At 67.1% G+C, this 22,899-nt stretch carries 19 protein-coding genes; 12 read left to right on the top strand and 7 right to left on the bottom strand.

Annotation, left to right across the window (positions count from 1 at the left end; genetic code table 11):
• Positions 1-3: 3 nt before the first annotated feature.
• Positions 4-717: a cysteine protease LapG gene (lapG, locus tag JHD77_RS06395; RefSeq protein ID WP_003083022.1), complete on the top strand. Its 714-nt coding sequence runs from the start codon at positions 4-6 to the stop codon at positions 715-717.
• A complete protein-coding gene (lapD, locus tag JHD77_RS06400; RefSeq protein ID WP_003100457.1) occupies positions 718-2,670 on the top strand; it encodes a cyclic di-GMP receptor LapD in 1,953 nt (650 codons plus the stop codon).
• A gap of 106 nt (positions 2,671-2,776) precedes the next feature.
• Here the strand turns inward: lapD and lasI are convergent, their stop codons facing one another.
• A complete protein-coding gene (gene lasI, locus JHD77_RS06405) occupies positions 2,777-3,382 on the bottom strand; it encodes an acyl-homoserine-lactone synthase LasI (protein ID WP_003083017.1) in 606 nt (201 codons plus the stop codon).
• Positions 3,383-3,513: 131 nt separating this feature from the next.
• On the opposite strand from lasI, the gene rsaL reads away from it, so the two are divergent.
• On the top strand, positions 3,514-3,756 hold the full coding sequence (gene rsaL / locus JHD77_RS32300) for a quorum-sensing transcriptional regulator RsaL (RefSeq protein ID WP_003083010.1): 243 nt from the start codon (positions 3,514-3,516) through the stop codon (positions 3,754-3,756).
• Here rsaL and lasR read toward each other — a convergent pair.
• The 3 genes from lasR to JHD77_RS06420 form a co-directional block, all read right to left on the bottom strand.
• On the bottom strand, positions 3,746-4,465 hold the full coding sequence (gene lasR / locus JHD77_RS06410) for a transcriptional regulator LasR (protein WP_003082999.1): 720 nt from the start codon (positions 4,463-4,465) through the stop codon (positions 3,746-3,748). The genes rsaL and lasR overlap by 11 nt on opposite strands.
• Before the next feature lie 450 nt (positions 4,466-4,915).
• Complete coding sequence (locus tag JHD77_RS06415; protein WP_003100459.1) at positions 4,916-7,624, bottom strand: cation-transporting P-type ATPase; 2,709 nt, start codon at positions 7,622-7,624, stop codon at positions 4,916-4,918.
• A 165-nt stretch (positions 7,625-7,789) separates the two neighbouring features.
• Complete coding sequence (locus tag JHD77_RS06420; protein WP_003100460.1) at positions 7,790-8,221, bottom strand: acetyltransferase; 432 nt, start codon at positions 8,219-8,221, stop codon at positions 7,790-7,792.
• 259 nt (positions 8,222-8,480) lie between these two features.
• Here JHD77_RS06420 and JHD77_RS06425 point away from each other — a divergent pair, with 259 nt between their 5' ends.
• A complete protein-coding gene (locus tag JHD77_RS06425) occupies positions 8,481-10,070 on the top strand; it encodes a hypothetical protein (RefSeq protein ID WP_003100461.1) in 1,590 nt (529 codons plus the stop codon).
• On the opposite strand, the gene JHD77_RS06430 is transcribed toward JHD77_RS06425, so the two are convergent.
• A complete protein-coding gene (locus JHD77_RS06430; protein ID WP_003100462.1) occupies positions 10,036-11,652 on the bottom strand; it encodes an ATP-binding cassette domain-containing protein in 1,617 nt (538 codons plus the stop codon). The genes JHD77_RS06425 and JHD77_RS06430 overlap by 35 nt on opposite strands.
• A gap of 196 nt (positions 11,653-11,848) precedes the next feature.
• On the opposite strand from JHD77_RS06430, the gene JHD77_RS06435 reads away from it, so the two are divergent.
• A complete protein-coding gene (locus JHD77_RS06435; RefSeq protein ID WP_003100463.1) occupies positions 11,849-12,184 on the top strand; it encodes a hypothetical protein in 336 nt (111 codons plus the stop codon).
• Here the strand turns inward: JHD77_RS06435 and JHD77_RS06440 are convergent.
• On the bottom strand, positions 12,142-12,753 hold the full coding sequence (locus tag JHD77_RS06440) for a tRNA-uridine aminocarboxypropyltransferase (protein ID WP_003082973.1): 612 nt from the start codon (positions 12,751-12,753) through the stop codon (positions 12,142-12,144). The two genes, JHD77_RS06435 and JHD77_RS06440, sit on opposite strands and share 43 nt — an antisense overlap.
• Positions 12,754-13,048: 295 nt before the next feature.
• Between JHD77_RS06440 and bdlA the strand changes: the two genes are divergently transcribed.
• The gene (gene bdlA, locus JHD77_RS06445) at positions 13,049-14,302 is read left to right on the top strand and encodes a biofilm dispersion protein BdlA (protein WP_003082971.1); all 1,254 of its coding nucleotides are present in this window, start codon (positions 13,049-13,051) and stop codon (positions 14,300-14,302) included.
• A 3-nt stretch (positions 14,303-14,305) separates the two neighbouring features.
• Here bdlA and JHD77_RS06450 read toward each other — a convergent pair whose 3' ends face one another.
• Positions 14,306-15,199 (bottom strand): LysR family transcriptional regulator, encoded by an 894-nt coding sequence (locus tag JHD77_RS06450; RefSeq protein ID WP_003082969.1) that lies wholly within the window; start codon positions 15,197-15,199, stop codon positions 14,306-14,308.
• A 206-nt stretch (positions 15,200-15,405) separates the two neighbouring features.
• Between JHD77_RS06450 and speB the strand changes: the two genes are divergently transcribed.
• The 6 genes from speB (at position 15,406) to JHD77_RS06480 (ending at position 22,887) form a co-directional block, all read left to right on the top strand.
• A complete protein-coding gene (speB, locus tag JHD77_RS06455) occupies positions 15,406-16,365 on the top strand; it encodes an agmatinase (protein ID WP_003082966.1) in 960 nt (319 codons plus the stop codon).
• Between the two features lie 14 nt (positions 16,366-16,379).
• Entirely contained in the window at positions 16,380-16,799 is a 420-nt protein-coding gene (locus JHD77_RS06460) for a YybH family protein (RefSeq protein WP_003100466.1), read from the top strand.
• A gap of 18 nt (positions 16,800-16,817) precedes the next feature.
• The gene (locus JHD77_RS06465) at positions 16,818-18,329 is read left to right on the top strand and encodes a purine-cytosine permease family protein (RefSeq protein ID WP_003082961.1); all 1,512 of its coding nucleotides are present in this window, start codon (positions 16,818-16,820) and stop codon (positions 18,327-18,329) included.
• A gap of 93 nt (positions 18,330-18,422) precedes the next feature.
• The gene (locus JHD77_RS06470; RefSeq protein ID WP_003100479.1) at positions 18,423-19,814 is read left to right on the top strand and encodes a sodium:solute symporter; all 1,392 of its coding nucleotides are present in this window, start codon (positions 18,423-18,425) and stop codon (positions 19,812-19,814) included.
• A 75-nt stretch (positions 19,815-19,889) separates the two neighbouring features.
• Positions 19,890-21,491: a 5-guanidino-2-oxopentanoate decarboxylase gene (locus JHD77_RS06475; protein ID WP_003082958.1), complete on the top strand. Its 1,602-nt coding sequence runs from the start codon at positions 19,890-19,892 to the stop codon at positions 21,489-21,491.
• Positions 21,492-21,504: 13 nt separating this feature from the next.
• On the top strand, positions 21,505-22,887 hold the full coding sequence (locus JHD77_RS06480; RefSeq protein WP_003105426.1) for an FAD-binding oxidoreductase: 1,383 nt from the start codon (positions 21,505-21,507) through the stop codon (positions 22,885-22,887).
• Positions 22,888-22,899 lie beyond the last annotated feature (12 nt).

The raw sequence follows: 22,899 nt of genomic DNA on the forward strand, positions 1-22,899 counted from the left end.
TCGATGTCCCCAACCCCCGGCGCACGCCGGCCCTGCCCCAGGGCCTACGCCCCCTGGCTGCTGTCGCTGGCGGCGACATTGCTGCTGGCAGTCGGCGCGGCGCTGGCGCAGTGGGACCTGGAGTCGATACTGAGCCGTGCCGAGCAGCGCTACGGCGAGCTGGGCGCGGCGAAATCACGCCTGGGCGACTGGGGCCGCCTGCTCGAACAGGGCGGCACGCTCGACGAAGCGGCCAAGCTGCGCGCGGTCAACGACTTCTTCAACCGGTCGCTGCGTTTCACCGACGACATCGAGATCTGGCAACAGGAAGACTATTGGGCGACTCCGGTCGAGGCGCTGGTCAAGGGCGCCGCCGACTGCGAGGACTACGCCATCGCCAAGTACGTGACCCTGCGTCGCCTCGGCGTCGCCAGCGACAAGCTGCGCATCACCTACGTCAAGGCCCTGCGCCTGAACCAGGCGCACATGGTGCTGACCTGGTACGCCAGCCCGGGCGCCGACCCACTGGTGCTGGACAACCTGATCGGCGAGATCCGCCCCGCTTCGCAACGTGACGACCTGTTGCCGGTGTACGCCTTCAATGCCGAGGGCCTCTGGCTGCCCGGCGCCGACGGCGGACGCCGGACCGGCGACAGCAAGAAGCTGTCGCGCTGGCAGGACCTGCTGACCAAGATGCGCGCCGAAGGCCTCGACCTCGACGCACCCAAGGAGGATTGAATGTCACTGCTCAAGCAATTGTTCCTCGCCATCTGCCTGTTCCTCGTCGTCGCCTTCAGCGGCAGCTTCGTCAGCAGCGTGGAGAACTCCCGCGAGCAGTTGCGCGGCCAGTTGCGCTCCCACGCCCAGGACGCCGCCACCGCCCTCGGCCTGTCCCTGACGCCACACGTGGACGACCCGGCGATGGTGCAACTGATGGTCAGCTCGATCTTCGACAGCGGCTACTTCGCCAGCATCCGGGTGATCGACATCAAGAGCGGCAAGCCGCTGGTCGAGCGCGTGCAGGCGCATGCCGAGCGTACGGTGCCCGGCTGGTTCGAACGCCTGGTGGATCTCCAGCCCCAGGGTGGCGACGCGCTGATCATGCGCGGCTGGGAACAGGCGGCGCGGGTCGAGGTGGTCAGCCATCCGCAATTCGCCCTGGCGCGCCTGTGGGACAGCGCCCTGGGCAGCCTCTACTGGTTGCTGGCCTGCGGCGCGGCGAGCCTGCTGCTTGGCGGCTGGCTGCTGCGCCGCCAACTGCGCCCGCTCGACCAGATGGTGCGCCAGGCTCATGCCATCAGCCGGCGGGAATTCCTCAGCCTGCCCAGGCTGCCGCGCACGCCGGAGCTGCGCCGCGTGGTGCAGGCGATGAACCAGATGGTGGAGAAACTTCGCACGCTGTTCGCCGAGGAGGCTGCGCGTAGCGACAAGCTACGCGCCCAGGCCTACCAGGACAGTCTCACCGGCCTGCCCAACCGGCGCCTGTTCGACGCCCGCCTCAACGAACAGCTGGGTGCCGGCGAGCACGAGCATGCCGGGCAGCTCCTGCTGCTGCGCCTGAACGACCTGAACGGGCTGAACCAGCGTCTCGGCGGGCAACGCACGGATGAATTGATCCAGGCGGTCGCCCGCTTGCTGGTCGACTCCTGCGGCCAGCAAGGGCGCGCCGACTGGCTGCTGGCCCGCAGCCGCGGCGGCGAGTTCGCCGTGCTGGCTCCCGGTTGCTCCCGCGAGCAGGCCGAACGCCTGGCCGAGGAACTCTGCGAAGGCCTGGAGAACCTTGCCCGCACCGGTGCCAGCGATCTCACGCCGGTCGCCTATCTCGGTATCAGCGCGTTCGCCGAAGGCGACTCGCCCGCGGATCTCCTGGCCCGTGCCGACCAGGCCCTGGCCCAGGCCGAAAGCCAGCCCGCCCAGCCCTGGGCGAGCCAGGACGGCACCGCGCTCGCGGCGCTCAACGATAGCCAGGACTGGCACGACTGGATCGACCAGGCCCTGACGGAGCGCCGCCTGCTGCTCTATTTCCAGCCGGTGGTGGACTGCTTGGACACCCAGCGCGTCCTCCACCACAAGGTCCTCGCGCGTCTGCTCGACCCGCAGGCCACGGCCATCGCAGCCGGGCGCTTCCTGCCCTGGATAGAACGTTTCGGCTGGGCCGCGCGCCTGGACCTGGCGATGCTCGAACAGAGCCTGGAGCACCTGCGGCGCCATCCACGGCCGCTGGCGCTGAGCCTGTCGGCCGCCAGTGTCCGCAATGCGCAGGCGTTCGCCCCGCTACTGGCCCTGCTCAAGGCGCATCCGCAGGAGGCGCGCCAGCTGACCCTGGAACTGGACGAGCGGCACCTGCCAGCCGCGGCCGAACTGGAACGCCTCAGCCAGGTCCTGCGCGAACTGGGCTGCGGTCTCGGCCTGCAGCATTTCGGCGGCCGCTTCAGCCTGATCGGCAACCTTACCCATCTGGGGCTGGCCTACCTCAAGCTGGACGGCTGCTACCTGCACGCCGTCGACCGGGAAGGCGACAAGCGGTTGTTCATCGAAGCGGTCTATCGCACCACCCACAGCATCGATCTACCGTTGATCGCGGAACAGGTGGAAACCCTCGGTGAACTCGAAGTACTGCGGGAAATGGGTTTGCGTGGCGCCATGGGACGCCTGTTCGGCAGCCCGGCGCCCTGGTCCGGGGATGCCTGATAGCGAGTCCGGAGCGGGTCGGACTCGCTTTACAGCGGATTCGGCATCGACGCCAGGCGCTCCCTCTCCGACAGAGAACGCGCCGGCGCGAGCCGACAGGTCCCCGTCATGAAACCGCCAGTCGCTGTTCCACCAGCACTCCCCCGTAAAGCGCGATCTGGGTCTTGGCATTGAGTTCGATGCGCAAGGCCACCGCGCGCTCGATGCCGATCTTCAGGTGCGGACCGAAGCGCGATACGTCCAGGCCGGCACGGATCATCATCTTCTCCACGCCTACGGTGGTTACCGTCACCAGCGTCTGGATGTCGTTCTGCAGGCTGTAGCGGGCCAGCGCGCGCATCGCCTCCAGCGTACAGTCGGAAAAGCCCAGCGAGCCTTTCTGTCCAGAGTTGATGGCGAAACGGCTGAGTTCCCAGATGTGCGGCGAGCAAGGCGCTTCCTTGCCGTGCAGAAGCTCCGGGAAGGTGTTCTTCAGCATGTAGGGGCCAGTGGTATCGAGAATTCGCCAGCAACCGAAAACCTGGGCTTCAGGAGTATCTTCCTGGATCAACATGTAATAAGGACTGAGTGCGTCATAACCATCGATTTCCATCTCGTCGATGACACTAACGTCCCAGCCTTTGCGCTCCTTGAACACTTGAGCACGCAACTTGTGCATCTCGCCCAGCAGTTTTTTATCGAACTCTTCGCGCCGACCAATTTGTACGATCATCTTCACTTCCTCCAAATAGGAAGCTGAAGAATTTATGCAAATTTCATAATTTTATAACTAGCAAATGAGATAGATTTCGGTGAACCCGGACCCTTGCTAGGCTCGAAGAAACGTCCGAAAAGATCAGAGCAATGGCTTCACACGAGAGAACACAGCCCCAAAACATGGCCTTCCGGGCAAAGGCCACCCGCACCGCCCGACGGGAAAGCCAGGAAACTTTCTGGAGCCGCTTCGGGATAAGCCAATCCTGCGGCAGTCGTTTCGAGAATGGCGAGAACCTGCCCTTCCCTATATATCTGCTTTTGCATTTCTATATAGAAGGGCAAATTACCGATCGCCAGCTCGCCGACCTGAGAGGCAAGATCAGAGAGTAATAAGACCCAAATTAACGGCCATAATGGCCGCTACGCGGCGGGAGGTCACACCGAACTTCCGCCGAATATTTCCCATATGGAAGTTCACATTGGCTTCCGAGCAGTTGCAGATAACCGATATCTCCCAACTGGTCTTGCCGATGGCGCACCACTGCAACACTTCCTTCTCCCGGCTGGTCAGAACCACCGGTTTGCTGACCGGATGTTCGAAGGCCAGTCCGGCACCGCTCTGCAGTGCGTAGTCCTTGAGCATCCACAGGGTCGGCAGGACCGACTCCATGAAACGGTTGGCCTCGGCCCGGTTTTCCGCTTCCACGCTGAGGCTCAGCGCGCCGAGTTCGCCGCGAGCACCATGCAGCGGCATGGTCAGCCCATACACCAGGCCGGCGGCCGAGGCTTCCTCGAAGAACTCGTGCTGCTTTCGCGTCTGGTAGATGGACGGTTCCCAGAAAATCGGCAGTACGCTCTGGGTACAGTGACTGACCGTCGGGTCGACCCGCGCGTAGCCAGCCCGGTCGTAATGCTCGCGCCAGGCGGCCGGGTAGTTGCCGACGATGAAGGCGTTCTCGTAGTCCTGGCTGTCCTTAGGCAACAGGCCGAACAGGATCTTCGAGAATCCAAGGTCGCTCGCCATCTTCTGCAGGATGGCGCTCCACTCCAATTTTCCACTTGAGCGTTCCAGCTCAAGAAAACCGTCAACCAAGGCCATAGCGCTACGTTCTTCTTAAACTATTAACCAATCAGCCAAATATGGATTCGGCACCCGATATCCGGCACGTTGTACGGCAGTCCGAGAATCCCGGCTTCCTGCCGAGGCGCATGCGCCCGTGCCCGACGACCCCTGAAGATGTCCAGTCAGCCCACTCTATAGAGTTGGCGTTGTGCCGGAAAGGCACATTTCAGTCCCACTTAACAATAGACCGCAGCGTTTGATGCACCTAGTACGATACCCGTCCTAGAGGGTAAGCAAACGTTTAAATGTGATCTAGATCACATTTTATGCGAACTGAATACCCAGTCACACCTGGTCCCCGGGTTCACTGTCGGCCCATCGCCACGCGTGCGACCGCTCTCGGCCGGGCGATCCGAGGCACAGACGTCTGTGCGCGGCGCACGGGCAAAGGCACAGCACCACGGCCAAGGGGGCGACCTCTCGGCGTCAGGCCTGCCGGGCACGGACCCGGCGACATAGCCACTTTTCCAGTTCGGCGACGCAGAACAGGCCGAGCCCGGCCAGCAGCACCCGCGCCCACTCGCCCGGGGCCAGGCCGACCGAGCCGAACAGCGCCTGCAACGGCGGCGCGTAGGTATAGAGCAGTTGCAGCACCACGCAGGCAGCGATCGCCAGCAAGACCTGGCGGTTGCCGAACAGGCCCTCGCGGCTGAGCACCGAATCGTAGATATGCCGGCTGTTGAGCAGGTAGAACATCTCGCACACCACCACGCTGTTCACCGCCATGGTCCGCGCGCTCTCCAGCCCGGTGCCATGCTCCAGCTCCCAGAGGAACAGGCCCAGGGCGCCCGCCATCATCAGCAGCGAGACCAGCAGCACCCGCCAGACGAAGAACAGCGACAACAGGGGCTCCGCCGGCGGACGCGGCGGACGCTGCATCAGGCCGCGCTCGGCCGGATCGAAGGCCAGCGCCAGGCCCAGGGTGCTGGAGGTGACCATGTTGATCCAGAGGATCTGCGCCGGCGTCATCGGCAGGGTCAACTGGAACAGGATCGCGGCGATCACGATCAGCGCCTCGCCACCGTTGGTCGGCAGCATGAAGAGGATGAATTTCTTCAGGTTGTCGTAGACCGCCCTTCCCTCGCGCACGGCATTGGCGATGGTGGCGAAATTGTCGTCGGCGAGGACCACCTCGGCCGCCTCCTTGGCCGCCTCGGTGCCCTTGTTGCCCATCGCTACGCCGACGTCGGCGCGCTTCAGCGCCGGCGCATCGTTGACCCCGTCGCCGGTCATCGCCACCACCTCGCCGCTGGCCTGCAGGGCCTGCACCAGGCGCAGCTTGTGCTCAGGGCTGGCGCGGGCGAACACATCGACGCCCGGCAGCACTTCGCGCAGGCGCTGGTCGTCGAGCAACTCGATCTCCGCGCCGGTCAGCGCCGGCCGGTCGATGCCGATCCCGAGCATGGCGCCGATCGCCCGCGCGGTGTCGACGTGGTCGCCGGTGATCATCTTCACCGCGATACCCGCCGCCTGACATTCGGCGACCGCGGCCACGGCTTCCTCGCGCGGAGGGTCGATGATGCCCACCAGGGCCAGCAGGGTGAAGCCATGTTCCACGTCGGCGAAATCCAGCGTGCGCTGCTCCGCCGGCATCGCCCGTCGGGCGATGGCCAGCAGGCGCAGGCCGCGAGCGGCGGTGTCGGTGGCCAGGCGCCGCCAGTAGTCCGGGTCCAGCGCCCGCACCGAGTCGCCCACCCGTTCAGCCTCGCACATGTCGAGGATGCGCTCCGGCGCGCCCTTCAGGTAGACCATCGCCTGGCCTGCGTGGTCGTGGTGCAGGGTGGCCATGAAGCGATGCTCGGACTCGAACGGAATCGCATCGCTGCGTGGCCGTTCCGCCGCCAGCGCCTGCGGATCGAGGCCCAGCTTGAGGCCGAGGCTGAGCAGCGCGCCTTCGGTGGGGTCGCCCTCCAGTTGCCATGCCTCGCCCTCCTGGTGCAGGCGCGCCTCGTTGCACAACAGCGCCGCGCGACCGATCTCCTGCAGATCGTCGCGTCCGGCGGGATCGAGGCCTTCGCCGTTGTGGCTGAAACCACCCAGCGGGGCGTAACCGGCGCCGCTGACCTCGATTACCTGGTCGGCGGTGACGATACGCTGCACGGTCATCTCGTTGCGGGTCAGGGTGCCGGTCTTGTCCGAGCAGATCACCGTCACCGAACCCAGCGTCTCCACCGCCGGCAGGCGGCTGACGATGGCGTTGCGCCGGGCCATGCGCTGTACGCCGAGGGCGAGGATCACCGTCATGATCGCCGGCAGTCCCTCGGGAATCGCCGAGGCGGTCAGCGCCACCACCAGCATGAACATGTCCACCATCGGCTGGCCCTGCCAGAGGGTGCCGAGGACGAAAGTGGCGCCGGCCAGCAGCAGGATCGCCAGGGCCAGCCAGCGACTGAAGCTGGCGATCTGTCGCAGCAGCGGAGTGGCCAGGGTGCGGACTTCGCGCAACAGCGTACCGATCCGGCCCAGTTCGGTATCCCCGGCGGTGGCGACCACCACTCCGCGCGCCTGGCCGCTGGTCACCAGGGTGCCGGAATAGGCCATGCAACGGCGGTCGCCGAGCAGCGCGTCGATGGCCACCGCGACGCAGCCCTTCTCCACCGGCACCGACTCGCCGGTCAGGGCCGACTCGTCGACATGGAAGTTCTTCGTTTCGAACAGCCGCAGGTCGGCCGGCACCCGGTCGCCGGAGGCCAGCAGCACCACGTCGCCCGGTACCAGGCGTTCGGCGTCCAGCGCCTGGCGCTGGCCGTCGCGCAGGACCAGGGCATGCAGCGAAAGCATGTCGCGGATGGCGTCCAGCGCGTTGGCCGCCTTGCCCTCCTGGACGAAACCGATCAGCGCGTTGACCACCACCGCCAGGAGGATTACCGCACTGTCCACCCAGAAGCCGAGCAGCGCGGTGACCAGCGAGGCGAACAGCATCATGTACAGCAGGACGTTGTGGAACTGCCGCAGCAAGCGCAGCAGCGGCCCCTGGCGTTTCGGCGCGGGCAACCGGTTGTAGCCGTGCGCCGCCAGGCGGCGGGCGGCCTCGTCCGCGTCCAGGCCGGCGGCGGAGCTGTGCAATCGTTCCAGCACCCGTTGCGGCGGGCTGGCATGGGCGTCGCGGGAAGACAGGGGTGGGATGCCGTTCATGGGATTCCTGCGCCTCGTTCTGATGAACAGAACTATCGGGCAGGCCTGCGCCGCAACGTTTGACCTGTCTCAAACGGATGCTTGCAGTTGAAAGCATCTGGCCGGGGAAAACTTTTCCGGATGTTGCGCGGCACCTCGCCCCACGTGGCGAGGTGCCGCGCCCTCCTAGAGGCTCATGTGCAGCAGCGGGAACGGCCGCCCCGCCGAGTCGGCCGCGGAGCGGCCGGTCTGGCGGAACCCATAGTGTCGATAGAAACCGCAGGCCTGCGGGTTCTGCTCGTTGACATCGACGCTCAGGCGCGGCCAGGTCGCCCGCGCATGATCGAGCAGGCGTCGGCCGATACCCCGGCCGCGCAGCCCGGGTTCGACGAAGAGCATCTCGACATGCGCCTGGTTCAGGCCAATGAAGCCCTGGGCCACGCCGTCGTCGTCGACCAGCACCCAGACCTCGACGGCCGGCAGGTACAGGTCGCGGACCTGTGGGTAAAGCTCGACGATGTCCGCTTCACTGAGAAAATCGTGGGTCGCGCGGACGGAACGTTCCCACAGGTCGACCAATGCCGTGTTGTCGGCGTCGACGCGCTTGCGAATGTGCATGCTGGATTCCTTTATCCGAAAGATTCCAGGTAGAACGAAAGGCAGCCGCGACCGCCAGGCCGGGCGCCACGCTGAGGTTCGTCGCCTGGATGCCCGTGGCGCGAATCAACGCATGGACGGTGCACAGCGGCGGCGACGAGGGAGGAAGGGAGCGCCATCCTAGAAGAAAACGACCGGTCGGAACAGCCGCTCTTCCCATGCTTTTCCCGAAACGACGAATGAACGACACTGCGCCCGACTCTTTTTCCCGGTATCGCCCATGCCCAACTCCCCGCTTCCTTCCGGCCGCAGGCTGCCCGCTTGCGCCTTCGCCGACATCGGCGAGCCCTACGCCGTGTTCCAGGCTCCCGGCGGCGCGCTCCTTGCGGTGGCCAGCGCCTTTCATGGGCAACACCCGGGCCGACAGCTCGACGTCTACGAACAGAGCCTGCGCCTGTACCGCGGCGGCGACCTCGAATGCATCGCCGTCCTGCCGGACCTGGGCTTTCCGCTCAACGCCATCGCCTGGCACCCGAGCCGGCCCGTACTGGTGATCGGCGGCGGACGCTACGACGGCGGCGCCTTCTTCGAAGGCGGTCTGCTGGCCTGGGACTACGCGAGCGGCAAGACCCAATCGCTGCTCGCCGACAACCGCGAAGTGCTCGCCTGCGACTTCGAGGACGACGGCCGGCGCCTGACCTTCACCGTCGCCCCCAGCGACGACCTGGAGGACCGACCGTTGTTCCGCCAGCGCCATTCGCTAGCCTTTCCGGTCGACGCCCCACTGGTGCTGGACGACCTGCCCGGCACCCGCCTGCCCTTCGACTGGGCCCTCTACCCTGCCTCGACACAACGCGAAGCAGCGCTGCCGATCCTGGAAAACCTAGCCCTGGGCAAAGATCGGCGGTTCCTGCATCGTCCACCGGTGTGGGACCTGTGCTTTCTCGACGGCCAACGCCTGGCCATCGCCCGCGCCAACCCCCGGCTCGAGCTCTGGAATCTGGCCGACGACAGCCTGCGCAGCTTCGAACTGGCCGAACGGGGCCAGTGCCTGCAGGTCTTCCATAACGCCACGGACGACAGCCTGCTGGTCAATCTGCAACTCGGGTATGCCGCCCAGCGACTGTTCAAGGTGCCGCTGACACCGGGACAACCGCTGCTCCTGAGCGACTGCCGCCATCTGCTGGCGCAATCCGCCCAAGGCGGTTTTCTCGCCCGCCAGATCGCCCTCGAGGGCAAAGACCTGGAAGACCTCGTGCTCGACCCGGCCGGCCGGATCATCCACAGGCGCCGTCTCGGACACTACGACCTGTTCAACCACCATCTGCGCATCGACCGTGGCGAAGCCTTCTTCTACCTGGCCGGCAATCCGCCGGAGCAGCACCAGGACAAAGGCCTGTTCCGCCTCGACCCGCAGACCTTCAAGACCCGCGAAGTGCTACGCCTGGAGCGCCACCCGGAGCACTTCAACAACCTGCACGGCTGCCTGCTGGGCAATCGCCTGCTGCTCAACGCCAAGGTCTACAACTCGCCGCATCACGCCTACGGTACCCAGCGCCTGACCTGCTACGACCTGGAGAGCCGCGGCACGCTCTGGGGCGCGACCCTGTCCGCCCAGGTCAGCGCCTTCGCGCCGTTGCCCGGCGGACAATGGATCGCACTGGCGCTGGTCGATGGTCAGGTCGAGGTACGCGACCTCGCCAGCGGCGAATGTCGCTGGCGCTACCGCACGGCAGACGCCATACCGCTGTGCCTGGCAGTCAGCGACAAACTCCTCGCCATCGGTTTCAGCCACGGCGGAGTCAGCCTCCTGCAGGTCGCGGCGGATGGCCAGCTCATCGGTCCTCCAGGCGCCAACCCGCGGCAGTAGCCCGCAGTTCGCCGTCCAGCGCCAGGTGGCGGAGAAACACCGGGTCGTGGGACACCACCAGCAAGGCCCCACGGTATTGCCCGAGCATGCTTTCCAGAGCCTGCCGCGCAGCCAGGTCGAGGTGGTTGTCCGGTTCGTCGAGCAGTAGCAGCTGCGCCGGCCGGTCGGCGTAGAGCACCAGGGCCAGGGCCGCCTTCAGGCGTTCGCCGCCGCTCAGCGTCGCGCACGGCTGGGCGAGCCGTTCAGCCGGCAAGCCGAGTTGCGCCAGGCGCGTGCGGAGCCAGCTTTCGCCGCGACTGCGATTGACCTCCAGCAACTGCTCCAGCACGCCTCGCCCGTGGTCCAGCACGCTCAGCCGCTGGTCGAGATAGGCGGCGCCCACCGTCACCGCGCAGGTTCCCGCCAGCGGCGCCCGTTGCCCGGCCAGAAGCCGCAGCAGGGTCGACTTGCCGCTGCCGTTCGGGCCGACCAGCGCCAGCCGTCGCGGACCGCTCAGGAGCAGGTCGATTTCGCGCAACGGCCCGCGCAGATGCGGCAGGACCGCGCCCTTCAACTCGACGATCCGGCGCTGTGCCGCCAGTTCGGCATCGGGCGAATCGAGCAGCAGCGGCGACGCCTCCTCGACCTCCCGGGCAGCCTCGCGCACCTCGCGGTCGAGACGCTCGCGCTCCGCCTGGTGGGCGTTGCGCAGCTTGCCGGCGCTGACCTCGCTACGTTCCCTGAACCCACCGAGCAGGATCTTCGCCTGGTTCGCCGTCTTGCCTTCGCGCCGGCCGCTGGCCTGGCGCCGCTCCTGGCGCTGCTGCTGTTCGCGCATGGCCAGGGTCTGCCGCTTGCGCTCCAGACGACGCTGGTCCAGGCGACGTTCGGCGGCCTCGCGCGCCTCCTCCCGGCTCTGCGCGTAGAAGGAATAGCCGCCGCCATAGCTGCGCAGGCCGAGGGTCGACAGCTCGACGATCCGCTGCATGCCCTCCAGCAGTTCGCGGTCATGGCTGACCAGCAGCAGGCCGCCGTCCCATGCCGCCAGGCGCGCCCGCAGCAAAGCGCGTGCCGGCCCGTCGAGAGGGTTGCTCGGTTCGTCGAGGATGAGAAAGTCGGCGTCGTCGAGGAATGCGCCGAGCAGCGCCACGCGCATGCATTCGCCGCCGCTCAGGCGTTCGCTCGGGGTGTCCGCGCGGAGATGGCCGAGCCCCTCGGCGGCCAGGGCGTCGGCCAGGCGTTGGCGGATGTCCCAGCGCTCGCCCAGGCATTCGTAGTCGGCGGCGTCGAGGCTACCCGCCTCGATCCGCGCCAGCGCCTCCAGCCATGGGCGGACGCCGGCCAGATCGGCGACGGTCGGGTAGTCGGCCGGTTCGAGCTGCTGCGCCAGGTAGCGCACGCGCCCCTGGCGCCGGACGCTGCCGCTGGACGGCTGCAAGTGTCCGGCGAGCAGGCGCGCGAGCAGCGACTTGCCTACGCCGTTGCGTCCCACCAGCCCGGTGTGCCGGGTGTCGAAGGTTTCGTCGAGATCGGAAAACAGAAGGCTGCCGTCCGGCAGCTGGAAAGAGACGCCATCGAGCGTCAGGGTCGACGTCTTCGTCATGGATACCCCCTTGATGCCATGCATTCCCCCGGGCCCTCGGGCCAGGGACGGAAAACCGGCCGTGCAGACACGGCAGCATCAATTGCGCATCGGACGAACACCTCGTACGGAAGGAAAGACCGCGGCAGTCTACTCCGCCCATGCGGCCCTGCCAATCGGGCATACTTTTCGTTTCCGACAGACACGACCGACCGACATGGCCAGACCGCGCATCTCCGAACTCTTCGAACAGGAACCCTCGCGCTGGGGCGGCCGTGGCGACCCCTACCTCTGGCAGGAAATGGCCGGGCAACTGGCGGACGCGTCCTGGCCGGCTTCCGCAGCGGCCCTGGAACACCTGCTCGGCGAGACCTTCGAGCGCCTCAGCGGCCATCCGCTGGAATACGATGCCTTGATCTACCTCGCGCGCCACGCCCACGGCGGCATGTCCAGCGGCATGGTCAGCCCGGAGTTCTGGCGCGAAACGGCAATCCCGGAACTGCTCGACCGCTATCGGCGGCGGCGCTCCTGGCTGAGATGGTTGCGCCGATAGGTGTCCTCGCCCATCGCCGCGATCTGCCCCTCGATCAGGGCATCGAAGGGTTTCAGCAAGGCTTCGTGGGTACGCGGCGCCTCCAGTTCGTCGAGCGCCGCAGCGATTGCTTCGATGGTCGACAGCGCGCCCTCTCCCGGCGCCTTGCGCAGGCGATAACGCGACGCCATGCCTTCGGCCAGGCTCACCCGCGGCAGGGCCGCCAGGGCCGGGTTCAGGTGCAGGAGCTTGCGCGCCTTGCGCCAGGTGCCGTCCGGCACCACCAGCAGGAGGGGCTCGCCGGCGGCCTCGGCGGCCATCTCTGCCAGCGCACGCGCCTGCTCGCCGGGAAACAGCAGGCAGGCCCGGTAGCCCGGTACCCGCCAGGTCTCCTCGGCGAAACGCTCGCCAACCCGCAGCTCCGCATTGCACAAGCCGAGGACGGCCAATCCTGCGGTATTCAACGCGTGCCCGACCTCGCTGGGGTGCTGCAGGACCAGCACCCGCGTACGCGACGGCAAGGAGGGAATCAGCGCGCAGAGGCAATGGCTGGCGGGGCGAGCGCAACGCTCGCAGCGGATACGTGGCATGGGACGACTCCTGGAAGGGGCCCAGTGTGCCACAGGCGGAGGGGCTTCCTCTCACTCGCAAAAACGTCATATTTCCGACGAATGGCGGTAATTTGTTTCACCCATTAAGAATAGCGACGAATTTTTGTCGTTCGATGAAAAAATACAATCGTCCCACCCTCTCAACTCCCGCCCATCGGCGCCGAAGACAGGGATGAGCCCCTCTCTCTATCCAAGGATTTTTCTCATGTTCACTCGCAAGTACCGACAGATGAACGCCGACTTGCAACAGCAACTCGCCGCCGAGCGCCTGCACATGGCGGCCCTGGACCGCTCCATGGCGCGCGTGGAGTTCGATCCGGACGGCAATATCACCGATGCCAATGAGAATTTCCTGACCCTGCTGGGCTACCGCCGCGACGAGATCCTCGGGAAACCGCATCGCCAGCTTTGCGACGGCGCCTACGCGCAATCGGAAGACTACCGGCGCTTCTGGGAACGCCTGCGGCGCGGCGAACACTTTTCCGGCCGCTGCAAGCGCATTACCCGCGAGGGCCGGCCACTCTGGCTGGAAGCCACCTACAATCCCGTACGCGACGGGCAGGGTCGACTGCTCAAGGTGGTCAAGTACGCCAGCGACATAGATGCCATCGTCCACCAGGAACACGAGATGCAGAGCAAGCTAGATGCCCTGTCCCGCTCGATGGCGATGATCGAGTTCGACCTCGACGGCAATGTCCTCGCGGCCAACGACAACTTCCTCGCCACCATGGGCTATGGCCGAGCCGAGCTGGCCAGCGCCAACCACCGTCAGTTCTGCGAACCGGGCTACCGCGACGGCCCGCAGTACGCCGACCTCTGGCGCCGCCTGAACCGCGGCGAGTACGTCACCGGGCAGTTCCGCCGGGTCCACCGCAACGGCCAGCCGGTCTGGCTGGAAGCCAGCTACAACCCGGTCTACGACGCCGACGGCAAGCTCTACAAGGTGGTCAAGTTCGCCAGCGATGTCAGCGACCGCATGCGCCGCTACCAGGCCGAGGCGGACAACGCCCACCAGGCCCATACCCTGTCCACCGAGACCCGTACGGTCGCCGAACACGGCGCGCTGATCATCCAGAGCGCGGTGGAGGAAATGCTCAAGATCGCGAATACCCTGGATGCTTCCTCGCTGAACATCGGCGAACTGTCACAGCACTCGCAACAGATCACCTCGATCGTCAACACCATCCGCGAGATCGCCGAGCAGACCAACCTGCTCGCCCTCAATGCCGCCATCGAGGCCGCCCGCGCCGGCGACCAGGGTCGCGGCTTCGCCGTGGTGGCCGACGAGGTGCGGCAACTGGCGGAACGCACCAGCAAGTCGACCAAGGAGATCGCCGACATGATCGGTCGCATCCAGACCGGCACCCGCAGCGTCATCGACGACATGCAGCACAGCCAGGAACAGGCGCGGCGCGGCGTGGAGCTGGCCAACGAGGCCGGCGCGGCGATCCTCGGCATCCGCGAGAGCACGCACAAGGTGGTGGAGGCGGTGCAGCAATTCTCGCGCACCCTCAACGCCGATCTCTAGGGCTCAGGCCAGGCTCATCTGCGTCCGCAACTGGTCGCGGAAGGCCTGGATCAGCGGCTCGCGCGAGCGGCCGCGACGGAGGATCAGGGAGAATGGCGCCTGGTAGCCGAAGGTCGCCGGCAGCAGGGCGCGCAGGCGCCCCTGCTCGACCCACGGGTGGGCGTAGTGCTCCGGCAGGTAACCGATGTAGCCGCCGGAAAGGATCAGGATCAGTTGCGCCTCCATGCTCTCCACCGTTCCCGCGCTGTGCTTGAATCCGTGCCGGGCCAGCTCGGCCTGGCTCCAGTAGCCGCGGCCGACCATGCGTTGCTGGGTGATCAGATCGGCGGGAATTCTCCGCCCGTCGAACAGCGGATGCCGGTCGCTGCAGTACAGCCAGTGCTGTTCGCGGTACAGCGGCTGGTAGACCAGTCCGTTCATGCGACTGGAAAAGGCGCCGATAGCCAGGTCCTGGCGGTTCTCCAGCACGCTCAGTTGCAGTTCGTAGGGGCTCTGCACCAGCAGGTGCAGGTGAACCGCCGGGTGTTCGCGGCTGAAGGCGCCGATCACCTCGGCCAGCGGCAGCGCCGGGTCGCTCACCGTGGAATCGAGCACGCCGAGGTTCAGGGTGCCGCGCAGCTCGCCCTTCAACGCCAGCGCGTAGCGTTCGAAGCCTTCCAGTTCGCCGAGGATGCGCAAGGTTTCCTGGTGGAACAGCTCGCCCTTGCTGGTCAGGCTGAAGCCACCGCGGCCACGGTGGCAGAGCACGATGCCGAGCTGGTTCTCCAGTTGGCTCATGTAGGTGCTGATCGCCGAGGTCGACAGGTTCAACTCCTGCTGGGCGGCGGCGAAGCCCTGGTGGCGCACCACCGCGGCGAAGATGCGCAACAGGCGCAGGTCGGGCAAGGCGTTGGACACGGCGACTCCGGTTTGCGGGCGAGGATTTCGGACTGCGGGCCGAGGCAAAGGCCGCCGTCCAGGCTCGGCGGCGAAGTCTAGCCGCTTCGCCGTTAGTTTAGAAATCTCTGAACTGATTATTTGTAGCCAGCGATTTGACTCGCTACCGGCTGTGAAGAGAATCCATCCGACCCCTAAAACAACCACAACGACCGTGAGGCCACCCCGTGGACAAGAATCTCCACCAGCCCCTGGGCGGCAATGAAATGCCCCGCTTCGGCGGCATCGCCACCATGATGCGCCTGCCCCATGTCCAGTCCCCCGCCGAACTCGACGCCCTCGATGCCGCCTTCGTCGGCGTGCCCCTCGACATCGGCACCTCCCTGCGCTCCGGTACCCGCTTCGGCCCCCGCGAGATCCGCGCCGAATCGGTGATGATCCGTCCCTACAACATGGCCACCGGCGCCGCCCCCTTCGACTCGCTGAACGTGGCGGACATCGGCGACGTCGCGATCAACACCTTCAACCTGCTGGAAGCCGTGCGCATCATCGAGCAGGAATACGACCGCATCCTCGGTCACGGCATCCTCCCGCTGACCCTCGGCGGCGACCACACCATCACCCTGCCGATCCTCCGCGCGATCAAGAAGAAGCACGGCAAGGTCGGCCTGGTCCACGTCGACGCCCACGCCGACGTCAACGACCACATGTTCGGCGAGAAGATCGCCCACGGCACCACCTTCCGCCGCGCGGTGGAAGAAGACCTGCTGGATTGCGACCGTGTTGTGCAGATCGGCCTGCGCGCCCAGGGCTACACCGCCGAGGACTTCAACTGGAGCCGCAAGCAGGGCTTCCGCGTGGTGCAGGCCGAGGAGTGCTGGCACAAGTCGCTGGAGCCGCTGATGGCCGAGGTCCGCGAGAAGGTCGGCGGCGGCCCCGTCTACCTGAGCTTCGACATCGACGGCATCGACCCGGCCTGGGCGCCCGGCACCGGCACCCCGGAAATCGGCGGCCTGACCACCATCCAGGCGATGGAAATCATCCGCGGCTGCCAGGGCCTGGACCTGATCGGCTGCGACCTGGTCGAAGTCTCGCCGCCCTACGACACCACCGGCAACACTTCGTTGCTGGGCGCCAATCTGCTCTATGAAATGCTCTGCGTCCTCCCGGGCGTGGTGCGTCGCTGAGCCGTAGCGCGACCATGACCGACGACCGCGTCGAACAGGTGCTGGAGGCCGCCCGCCGACTGGTGGCGGCCTTCGCCCGCAACGATGCCGAGGCCTATTTCGCCGCCTTCAGCGAGCACGCCAGCTTCATCTTCCACAACTGGCCTCAGCCGCTGCGCTCGCGCGCGGCCTACCGCAAGTTGTGGGAGCGCTGGCGACGCGAGGACGGCTTCGAAGTGCTGGCGTGCGAATCCAGCAATACCTGCGTCAGCCTGCAAGGCGACCTGGCGATCTTCAGCCACGATGTCGCCACCCGGCTGCGCCTCCAGGGAACGGAAAGCCTGAACCGGGAACGGGAAACCATCCTGTTCCGCCTAGAACAACAAGAAGGCCGTTGGCTGGCCTGCCATGAGCACTTGTCGGCGATGCCGGAGTACCTGCCATCGACTAGCTAGCTCTCCCGGGAGAACGTCATGGATAACAACAATAACCAACACGCAATCACACGCATCGAAACCTTCGGGGTCGAACAGATTCCCGACCACGAACGCAACGCCACGCCGGTCGATCTGTTCCGCATGATCTTCGGCGGCGCCAATACCTTCGCCACCGCCGTGCTCGGCAGCTTTCCGGTGCTCTTCGGGCTGTCCTTCCAGGCCGGGCTGTGGGCGATCCTGCTGGGCGTCACGCTGGGCGCGCTGATCCTCGCCCCGATGGGCCTGTTCGGCCCGCTCAACGGCACCAACAACGCGGTCTCCTCCGGCGCGCACTTCGGCGTGCACGGGCGCATCGTCGGCTCCTTCCTCTCGCTGCTGACCGCCATCGCCTTCTTCTCGCTCTCGGTGTGGAGTTCCGGCGATGCCCTGGTCGGCGGCGCCCGGCGCCTGGTCGGCCTGGAAGAGAGCGAACTGAACCTGGGCCTGGCCTACGGCCTGTTCGCCGTGCTGGTGCTGACCGTATGCATCTACGGCTTCCGCTTCATGCTGCTGGTCAACAGGATCGCCGTGTGGGCCGCCAGCCTGCTGTTCCTGCTCGGCCTGTTCGCCTTCGCCGGCCCCTTCGACGCCGCCTACGCCGGCAGCGTGCAACTCGGCCAGCCGGGCTTCTGGGCCGCCTTCATCGGCGCCACCCTGCTGGCCATGAGTAACCCGATCTCCTTCGGCGCCTTCCTGGGCGACTGGGCCCGCTACATCCCGCGCCAGACCTCGCAGGCACGGATCATGCTGGCGGTGATCGGCGCGCAGCTGGCGACCCTGGTTCCCTTCCTGTTCGGCCTCGCCACCGCGACCATCGTCGCCGTCCGCGCGCCGGACTACATCGCTGCCAACAACTACGTCGGCGGCCTGCTGGCCATCGCTCCCGGCTGGTTCTTCCTGCCGGTATGCCTGATCGCGGTGATCGGCGGCATGTCCACCGGCACCACTTCGCTGTACGGCACCGGGCTGGACATGTCCAGCGTGTTCCCGCGCCTGCTCTCGCGGGTGCAGGCCACGGTGCTGATCGGGGTCGCCTCGATCGGCTTCATCTTCGTCGGCCGCTTCGCCTTCAACCTGGTGCAGAGCGTCTCTACCTTCGCCGTGCTGATCGTCACCTGCACCACCCCGTGGATGGTGATCATGCTGATCGGCCTGCTGACCCGTCGCGGCTTCTACCGCCCGGACGACCTGCAGGTGTTCACCCGCGGCCAGCGCGGCGGCGCCTACTGGTTCGAGCACGGCTGGAACTGGCGCGGAATGGGTGCCTGGATTCCCAGCGCGGCAGCCGGCCTGGCCTTCGTCAACCTGCCGGGGCAATTCGTCGGTCCGCTCGGCGAACTGGCCGGCGGCATCGACCTCAGCCTGCCGGTCGCCCTCGGCCTGGCCTCCCTGCTCTACCTGGCACTGCTGCGCCTGTTCCCGGAACCGCCTTGCGTCTATGGCCCGCGAGGACCGCGCTGGGTGCGCGCGCACGGCACGCGGAGGGCACCGGCGATAGCCACCGCCTGAGGTGGGGGACACACACGGCGGGACGCCAGCGTCCCGCGCTTCCGGCGCCTCGCCGGATACAACAATGACAATGAGAAACTTGGGAGACCTGATATGGCCCTCGACATATTCGTCGTTCTGATCTACGCCGCGGGCATGATCGCGCTGGGCTGGTACGGCATGCGCCGCGCCAAGACCCGCGACGACTACCTGGTGGCCGGCCGCAACCTCGGCCCCGGCTTCTACCTGGGAACCATGGCCGCCACCGTCCTCGGCGGCGCCTCCACCATCGGCACCGTGCGCCTGGGCTACGTCCATGGCATCTCCGGCTTCTGGCTGTGCGGCGCGATCGGCCTCGGCATCGTCGGCCTCAGCCTGTTCCTGGCCAAGCCGCTGCTGAAGCTGAAGATCTACACCGTCACCCAGGTCCTGGAGCGTCGCTACAACCCCGCCGCGCGCCACGCCAGCGCCCTGATCATGCTGGTCTACGCACTGATGATCGGCGCCACCTCGACCATCGCCATCGGCACCGTCATGCAGGTCCTGTTCGGCCTGCCGTTCTGGGTCTCGATCCTGATCGGCGGCGGCGTCGTGGTGCTCTACTCCACCATCGGCGGCATGTGGTCGCTGACCCTGACCGACATCGTGCAGTTCCTGATCATGACCGTCGGCCTGGTGTTCCTGCTGATGCCGCTGTCGATCAACGACGCCGGCGGCTGGGACGCCCTGGTAGCCAAGCTGCCGGCCAGCTACTTCGACTTCACCGCGATCGGCTGGGACACCATCGTCACCTACTTCCTGATCTACTTCTTCGGCATCTTCATCGGCCAGGACATCTGGCAGCGGGTGTTCACCGCCCGCAGCGAGACCGTGGCCAAGGTCGCCGGCTCCGCCGCCGGTATCTACTGCGTGCTCTACGGCATGGCCGGGGCGCTGATCGGGATGGCCGCCAAGGTCCTGCTGCCGGACCTGGAGAACGTCAACAACGCCTTCGCCAGTGTGGTCGAGCACAGCCTGCCGAACGGCATCCGCGGCCTGGTCATCGCCGCCGCCCTGGCGGCGCTGATGTCCACCGCCAGCGCCGGCCTGCTGGCGGCGTCCACCACCGTCACCCAGGACCTGCTGCCGCGCCTGCGCCGCGGCCGCGGCCAGTCCGACAACGGCGACGTGCACGAGAACCGCATCGCGACCCTGCTGCTGGGCCTGGTAGTGCTCGGCATCGCCCTGGTGGTCAGCGACGTGATCAGCGCCCTGACCGTGGCCTACAACCTGCTGGTAGGCGGCATGCTGATCCCGCTGATCGGCGCGATCTACTGGAAGCGCGCCACCACCGCCGGCGCCATCACCAGCATGACCCTGGGCTTCCTTACCGTGCTGGTGTTCATGATCAAGGACGGCCTCGACGCCAATACGCCGATCTACTACAGCCTGGCGGTCGGCCTGCTCAGCTTCGTCCTGGTCAGCCTGTTCTCGCGGCGCCCGACGGGTGTCGCCAGCGCCGCCTGAACCAGGCACAACCCCGACAGGCGAGGGACTTTCCCTCGCCTTTTCCATTCCCGAGAACATGAAAAAGGAACGGCCATGACCACCTGCGGCGAATTCCTCGTCAAGCAACTCGAAGCCTGGGGCGTCGAGACCGTCTTCGGCATCCCCGGCGTGCATACCGTAGAGCTCTATCGCGGCCTGCCCGGCAGCCGTATCCGCCATGTCACCCCGCGCCACGAGCAGGGCGCCGGCTTCATGGCGGACGGCTACGCACGGGTCACCGGCAAGCCCGGCGTGTGCTTCATCATCACCGGCCCGGGGATGACCAACATCCTCACCGCCATGGCCCAGGCCTACGCCGACTCGATTCCGATGCTGGTGATCTCCAGCGTCAACGAACGCGCGCGCCTGGCCCACGGCAACGGCTACCTGCACGAGCTGCCGAACCAGCGCAACCTGGTAGGCAACGTCTGCGCCTTCAGCCATACCCTGATGAGCGCCGAGGAGCTGCCGGCGGTGCTCGCCCGCGCCTTCGCCGTGTTCGACAGCGAGCGGCCGCGGCCGGTGCACATCGAGCTGCCGCTCGACGTCATCACCGCGCCCGCCGAACACCTGGCCCTGCGCCCACGCACCCTCGCCAGCCGCCCGGCGCCGGCCCTCGCGCCCTTGCGCGAGGCCGCGGCGCGCCTGCGCAACGCGAAAAAGCCACTGCTGCTGCTCGGCGGCGGCTGCGTCGAGGCCGCCGCCGAAGCGCGTGCCCTGGCCGCCGCGCTGGACGCGCCGACCGCCCTGACGATCAACGCCAAGGGCCTGCTACCGGCCGACCACCCGCTGCTGCTGGGCAGCAACCAGTCCTGCGTGCCGGTACGCGAGCTGGCCGCCGAGGCCGACGTGGTGCTGGCCATCGGCACCGAGCTGGGCGAAACCGACTACGACGTGGTGTTCGACGGCGGCTTCGCCCTCGATGGCGAGTTGATCCGCATCGACATCGACCCGCAGCAACTGATGCGCAACTACACGCCGAGCCTGGCCATCCACAGCGACGCCCGGCTGGCCATGCGCGTGCTGCTGGCCGAACTGCCGGGCGGCGAGGCCTCGCCGGACAGCCCCGGGGCCCGGCGCGCCGCCGCCGTGCGCCAGCGCCTGGCCGAAGACTTCGCCGGCTGGTCGCACTATCGCCAGCTGTTCGCCGCGATCCTCGCCGAGTGGCCGGACGCCCGCTTCGTCGGCGATTCGACCCAGACCGTCTACAGCGGCAACCACCTGGTCGATCTCGACGAGCCGCGCCGCTGGTTCAACGCCTCCACCGGCTACGGCACCCTCGGCTATGGCCTGCCCGCCGCCATCGGCGCCAAGCTCGGTGAGCCGGGACGCCCGGTGGTCAGCCTGATGGGCGATGGCGGCCTGCAGTTCACCCTGCCGGAACTGGCCAGCGCGGTGGAAGCCAAGGTCGGCATCGTCGTGCTGCTGTGGAACAACCACGGCTATGGCGAGATCAAGCGCTACATGGAGCGGCGCGAGATCACTCCGCTCGGGGTCGATATCTACACCCCGGACTTCCTCGCCATCGCCCGCGGCTTCGGCTGCGCCGCCGAACGCGCGCGCGATCTCGAACACCTGCGCGAACTGCTGCGCGGCGCCCCGGCGGACCGTCCGCTGATCGTCGAGGTGCTGCAAGCCGCGCCCTTCCATCCCTGACCCGGAGCCCGCCATGGACGATTCCGAACTCTACCGCTCCCTCTGCGAGATCCTCGGCGCCCGTGGCGTGCGCGACAGTGCCGCGCTCGCCGGGCAGGACCCCGGCTACCATCCGCAGAACCTCGCCGGAAGCTTCCTGGTCCTGCCGGAAAGCACCGACCAGGTCGCCGCCGTGGTGCGTCTGTGCCGCCAGGCGGGACGCGCCCTGGTACCCCAGGGCGGACTCACCGGCCTGGTCGGCGGCGGCGCCGCACAAGCCGGCGACGTGCTGCTCTCGCTGCGCAGGCTGAACCGCATACACCGGCTGGATGCGGCCAGCCAGACCCTCGACCTCGACGCCGGCGTCACCCTCGAACAGGCCCAGGCGCTGGCCGCCGAGGCCGGACTCGACCCCGGCATCGATCTCGCCGCGCGCGGCAGCGCCAGCGTCGGCGGGCTGGTCGCGACCAACGCCGGCGGCATCCGCGCCTTCCGCTTCGGCACCATGCGCCAGCGCGTGCTCGGCCTGGAAGCGGTACTCGCCGACGGCAGCGTCTACAGCGACCTGCGCGGGCTGCTGAAGAACACCACCGGCTACGACCTCAAGCAGTTGTTCATCGGCGCCGAAGGCACCCTCGGCATCGTCACCCGTGCGGTACTGCGCCTGGAGCCGTTGCAGCGTCCCGGCGCCACCGCCCTGCTAGGCCTGCCCGACGTCGACGCGGCGATCACCATCGCCGCGCGCCTGCGCCGCGAGCACGCCGAACGCCTGTTCGCCTGCGAGATCCTCTGGCACGACTACCTGCAATGCACCGCCGCACCCATGGGCGACAGCGCGCCGAGCCTGGCGTCCTGCCCTCTCTACCTGCTGGTGGAACTGGCCGAGGACCGCCACCTGGATGCCGGCGAGGCGCTCACCGCCCTGCTGGAAGACTGCTTCGAGGACGGGCTGGTGGAAGACGCCCTGCTCGCCGCCAACGAAACCCAGCGCCTGGCCATCTGGCGCCTGCGCGAAGACTCCGACGCGGCCATCCACGCCGGCGTCGACAGCCTGTCCTTCGACGTATCGCTGCCGGTGCCGGCCCTGGCCGGCTACGTCGAGCGCATCCGGCGGCGCCTGGACGACCTGGTGAAGGGCATGCAGGTCTTCCTCTTCGGCCATTTCCTCGACGGCAACCTGCACGTCATGCTCGCCGCCGACGTCCCGCTGCTGCCGCTGCACCAGGCGGTGGAGGAAATCCTCTACGGCGAGTTGGGCGAATGCGCTGGCGTGATCTCCGCCGAGCACGGCATCGGCCTGGAGAAGAAGGAAGCCCTGGGACGCTACGCCGATCCGCTGAAGCTCGCGCTGATGGCGCAGATCAAGGAACTGCTCGACCCCAGCGGGCTGTTCAACCCGGGCAAGGTCATACCCTGAACGCCTATCCTT

Source organism: Pseudomonas sp. P20, from assembly GCF_016463925.1.
Classification (GTDB): Bacteria; Pseudomonadota; Gammaproteobacteria; order Pseudomonadales; family Pseudomonadaceae; genus Pseudomonas; species Pseudomonas aeruginosa.

What these genes read in the sequence shown, in the direction of transcription:
- lapG (WP_003083022.1), top strand. Translation starts at nt 4, where the DNA reads ATGTCCCCAACCCCCGGCGCACGCCGGCCCTGCCCCAGGGCCTACGCC.
- lapD (WP_003100457.1), top strand. Translation starts at nt 718, where the DNA reads ATGTCACTGCTCAAGCAATTGTTCCTCGCCATCTGCCTGTTCCTCGTC.
- JHD77_RS06470 (WP_003100479.1), top strand. Translation starts at nt 18,423, where the DNA reads ATGGCCCTCGACATATTCGTCGTTCTGATCTACGCCGCGGGCATGATC.
- rsaL (WP_003083010.1), top strand. Translation starts at nt 3,514, where the DNA reads ATGGCTTCACACGAGAGAACACAGCCCCAAAACATGGCCTTCCGGGCA.
- JHD77_RS06460 (WP_003100466.1), top strand. Translation starts at nt 16,380, where the DNA reads ATGACCGACGACCGCGTCGAACAGGTGCTGGAGGCCGCCCGCCGACTG.
- JHD77_RS06420 (WP_003100460.1), bottom strand. Translation starts at nt 8,221, where the DNA reads ATGCACATTCGCAAGCGCGTCGACGCCGACAACACGGCATTGGTCGAC.
- JHD77_RS06440 (WP_003082973.1), bottom strand. Translation starts at nt 12,753, where the DNA reads ATGCCACGTATCCGCTGCGAGCGTTGCGCTCGCCCCGCCAGCCATTGC.
- JHD77_RS06475 (WP_003082958.1), top strand. Translation starts at nt 19,890, where the DNA reads ATGACCACCTGCGGCGAATTCCTCGTCAAGCAACTCGAAGCCTGGGGC.
- bdlA (WP_003082971.1), top strand. Translation starts at nt 13,049, where the DNA reads ATGGCGGCCCTGGACCGCTCCATGGCGCGCGTGGAGTTCGATCCGGAC.
- JHD77_RS06415 (WP_003100459.1), bottom strand. Translation starts at nt 7,624, where the DNA reads ATGAACGGCATCCCACCCCTGTCTTCCCGCGACGCCCATGCCAGCCCG.
- JHD77_RS06425 (WP_003100461.1), top strand. Translation starts at nt 8,481, where the DNA reads ATGCCCAACTCCCCGCTTCCTTCCGGCCGCAGGCTGCCCGCTTGCGCC.
- JHD77_RS06430 (WP_003100462.1), bottom strand. Translation starts at nt 11,652, where the DNA reads ATGACGAAGACGTCGACCCTGACGCTCGATGGCGTCTCTTTCCAGCTG.
- JHD77_RS06435 (WP_003100463.1), top strand. Translation starts at nt 11,849, where the DNA reads ATGGCCAGACCGCGCATCTCCGAACTCTTCGAACAGGAACCCTCGCGC.
- JHD77_RS06465 (WP_003082961.1), top strand. Translation starts at nt 16,818, where the DNA reads ATGGATAACAACAATAACCAACACGCAATCACACGCATCGAAACCTTC.
- lasI (WP_003083017.1), bottom strand. Translation starts at nt 3,382, where the DNA reads ATGATCGTACAAATTGGTCGGCGCGAAGAGTTCGATAAAAAACTGCTG.
- JHD77_RS06480 (WP_003105426.1), top strand. Translation starts at nt 21,505, where the DNA reads ATGGACGATTCCGAACTCTACCGCTCCCTCTGCGAGATCCTCGGCGCC.
- lasR (WP_003082999.1), bottom strand. Translation starts at nt 4,465, where the DNA reads ATGGCCTTGGTTGACGGTTTTCTTGAGCTGGAACGCTCAAGTGGAAAA.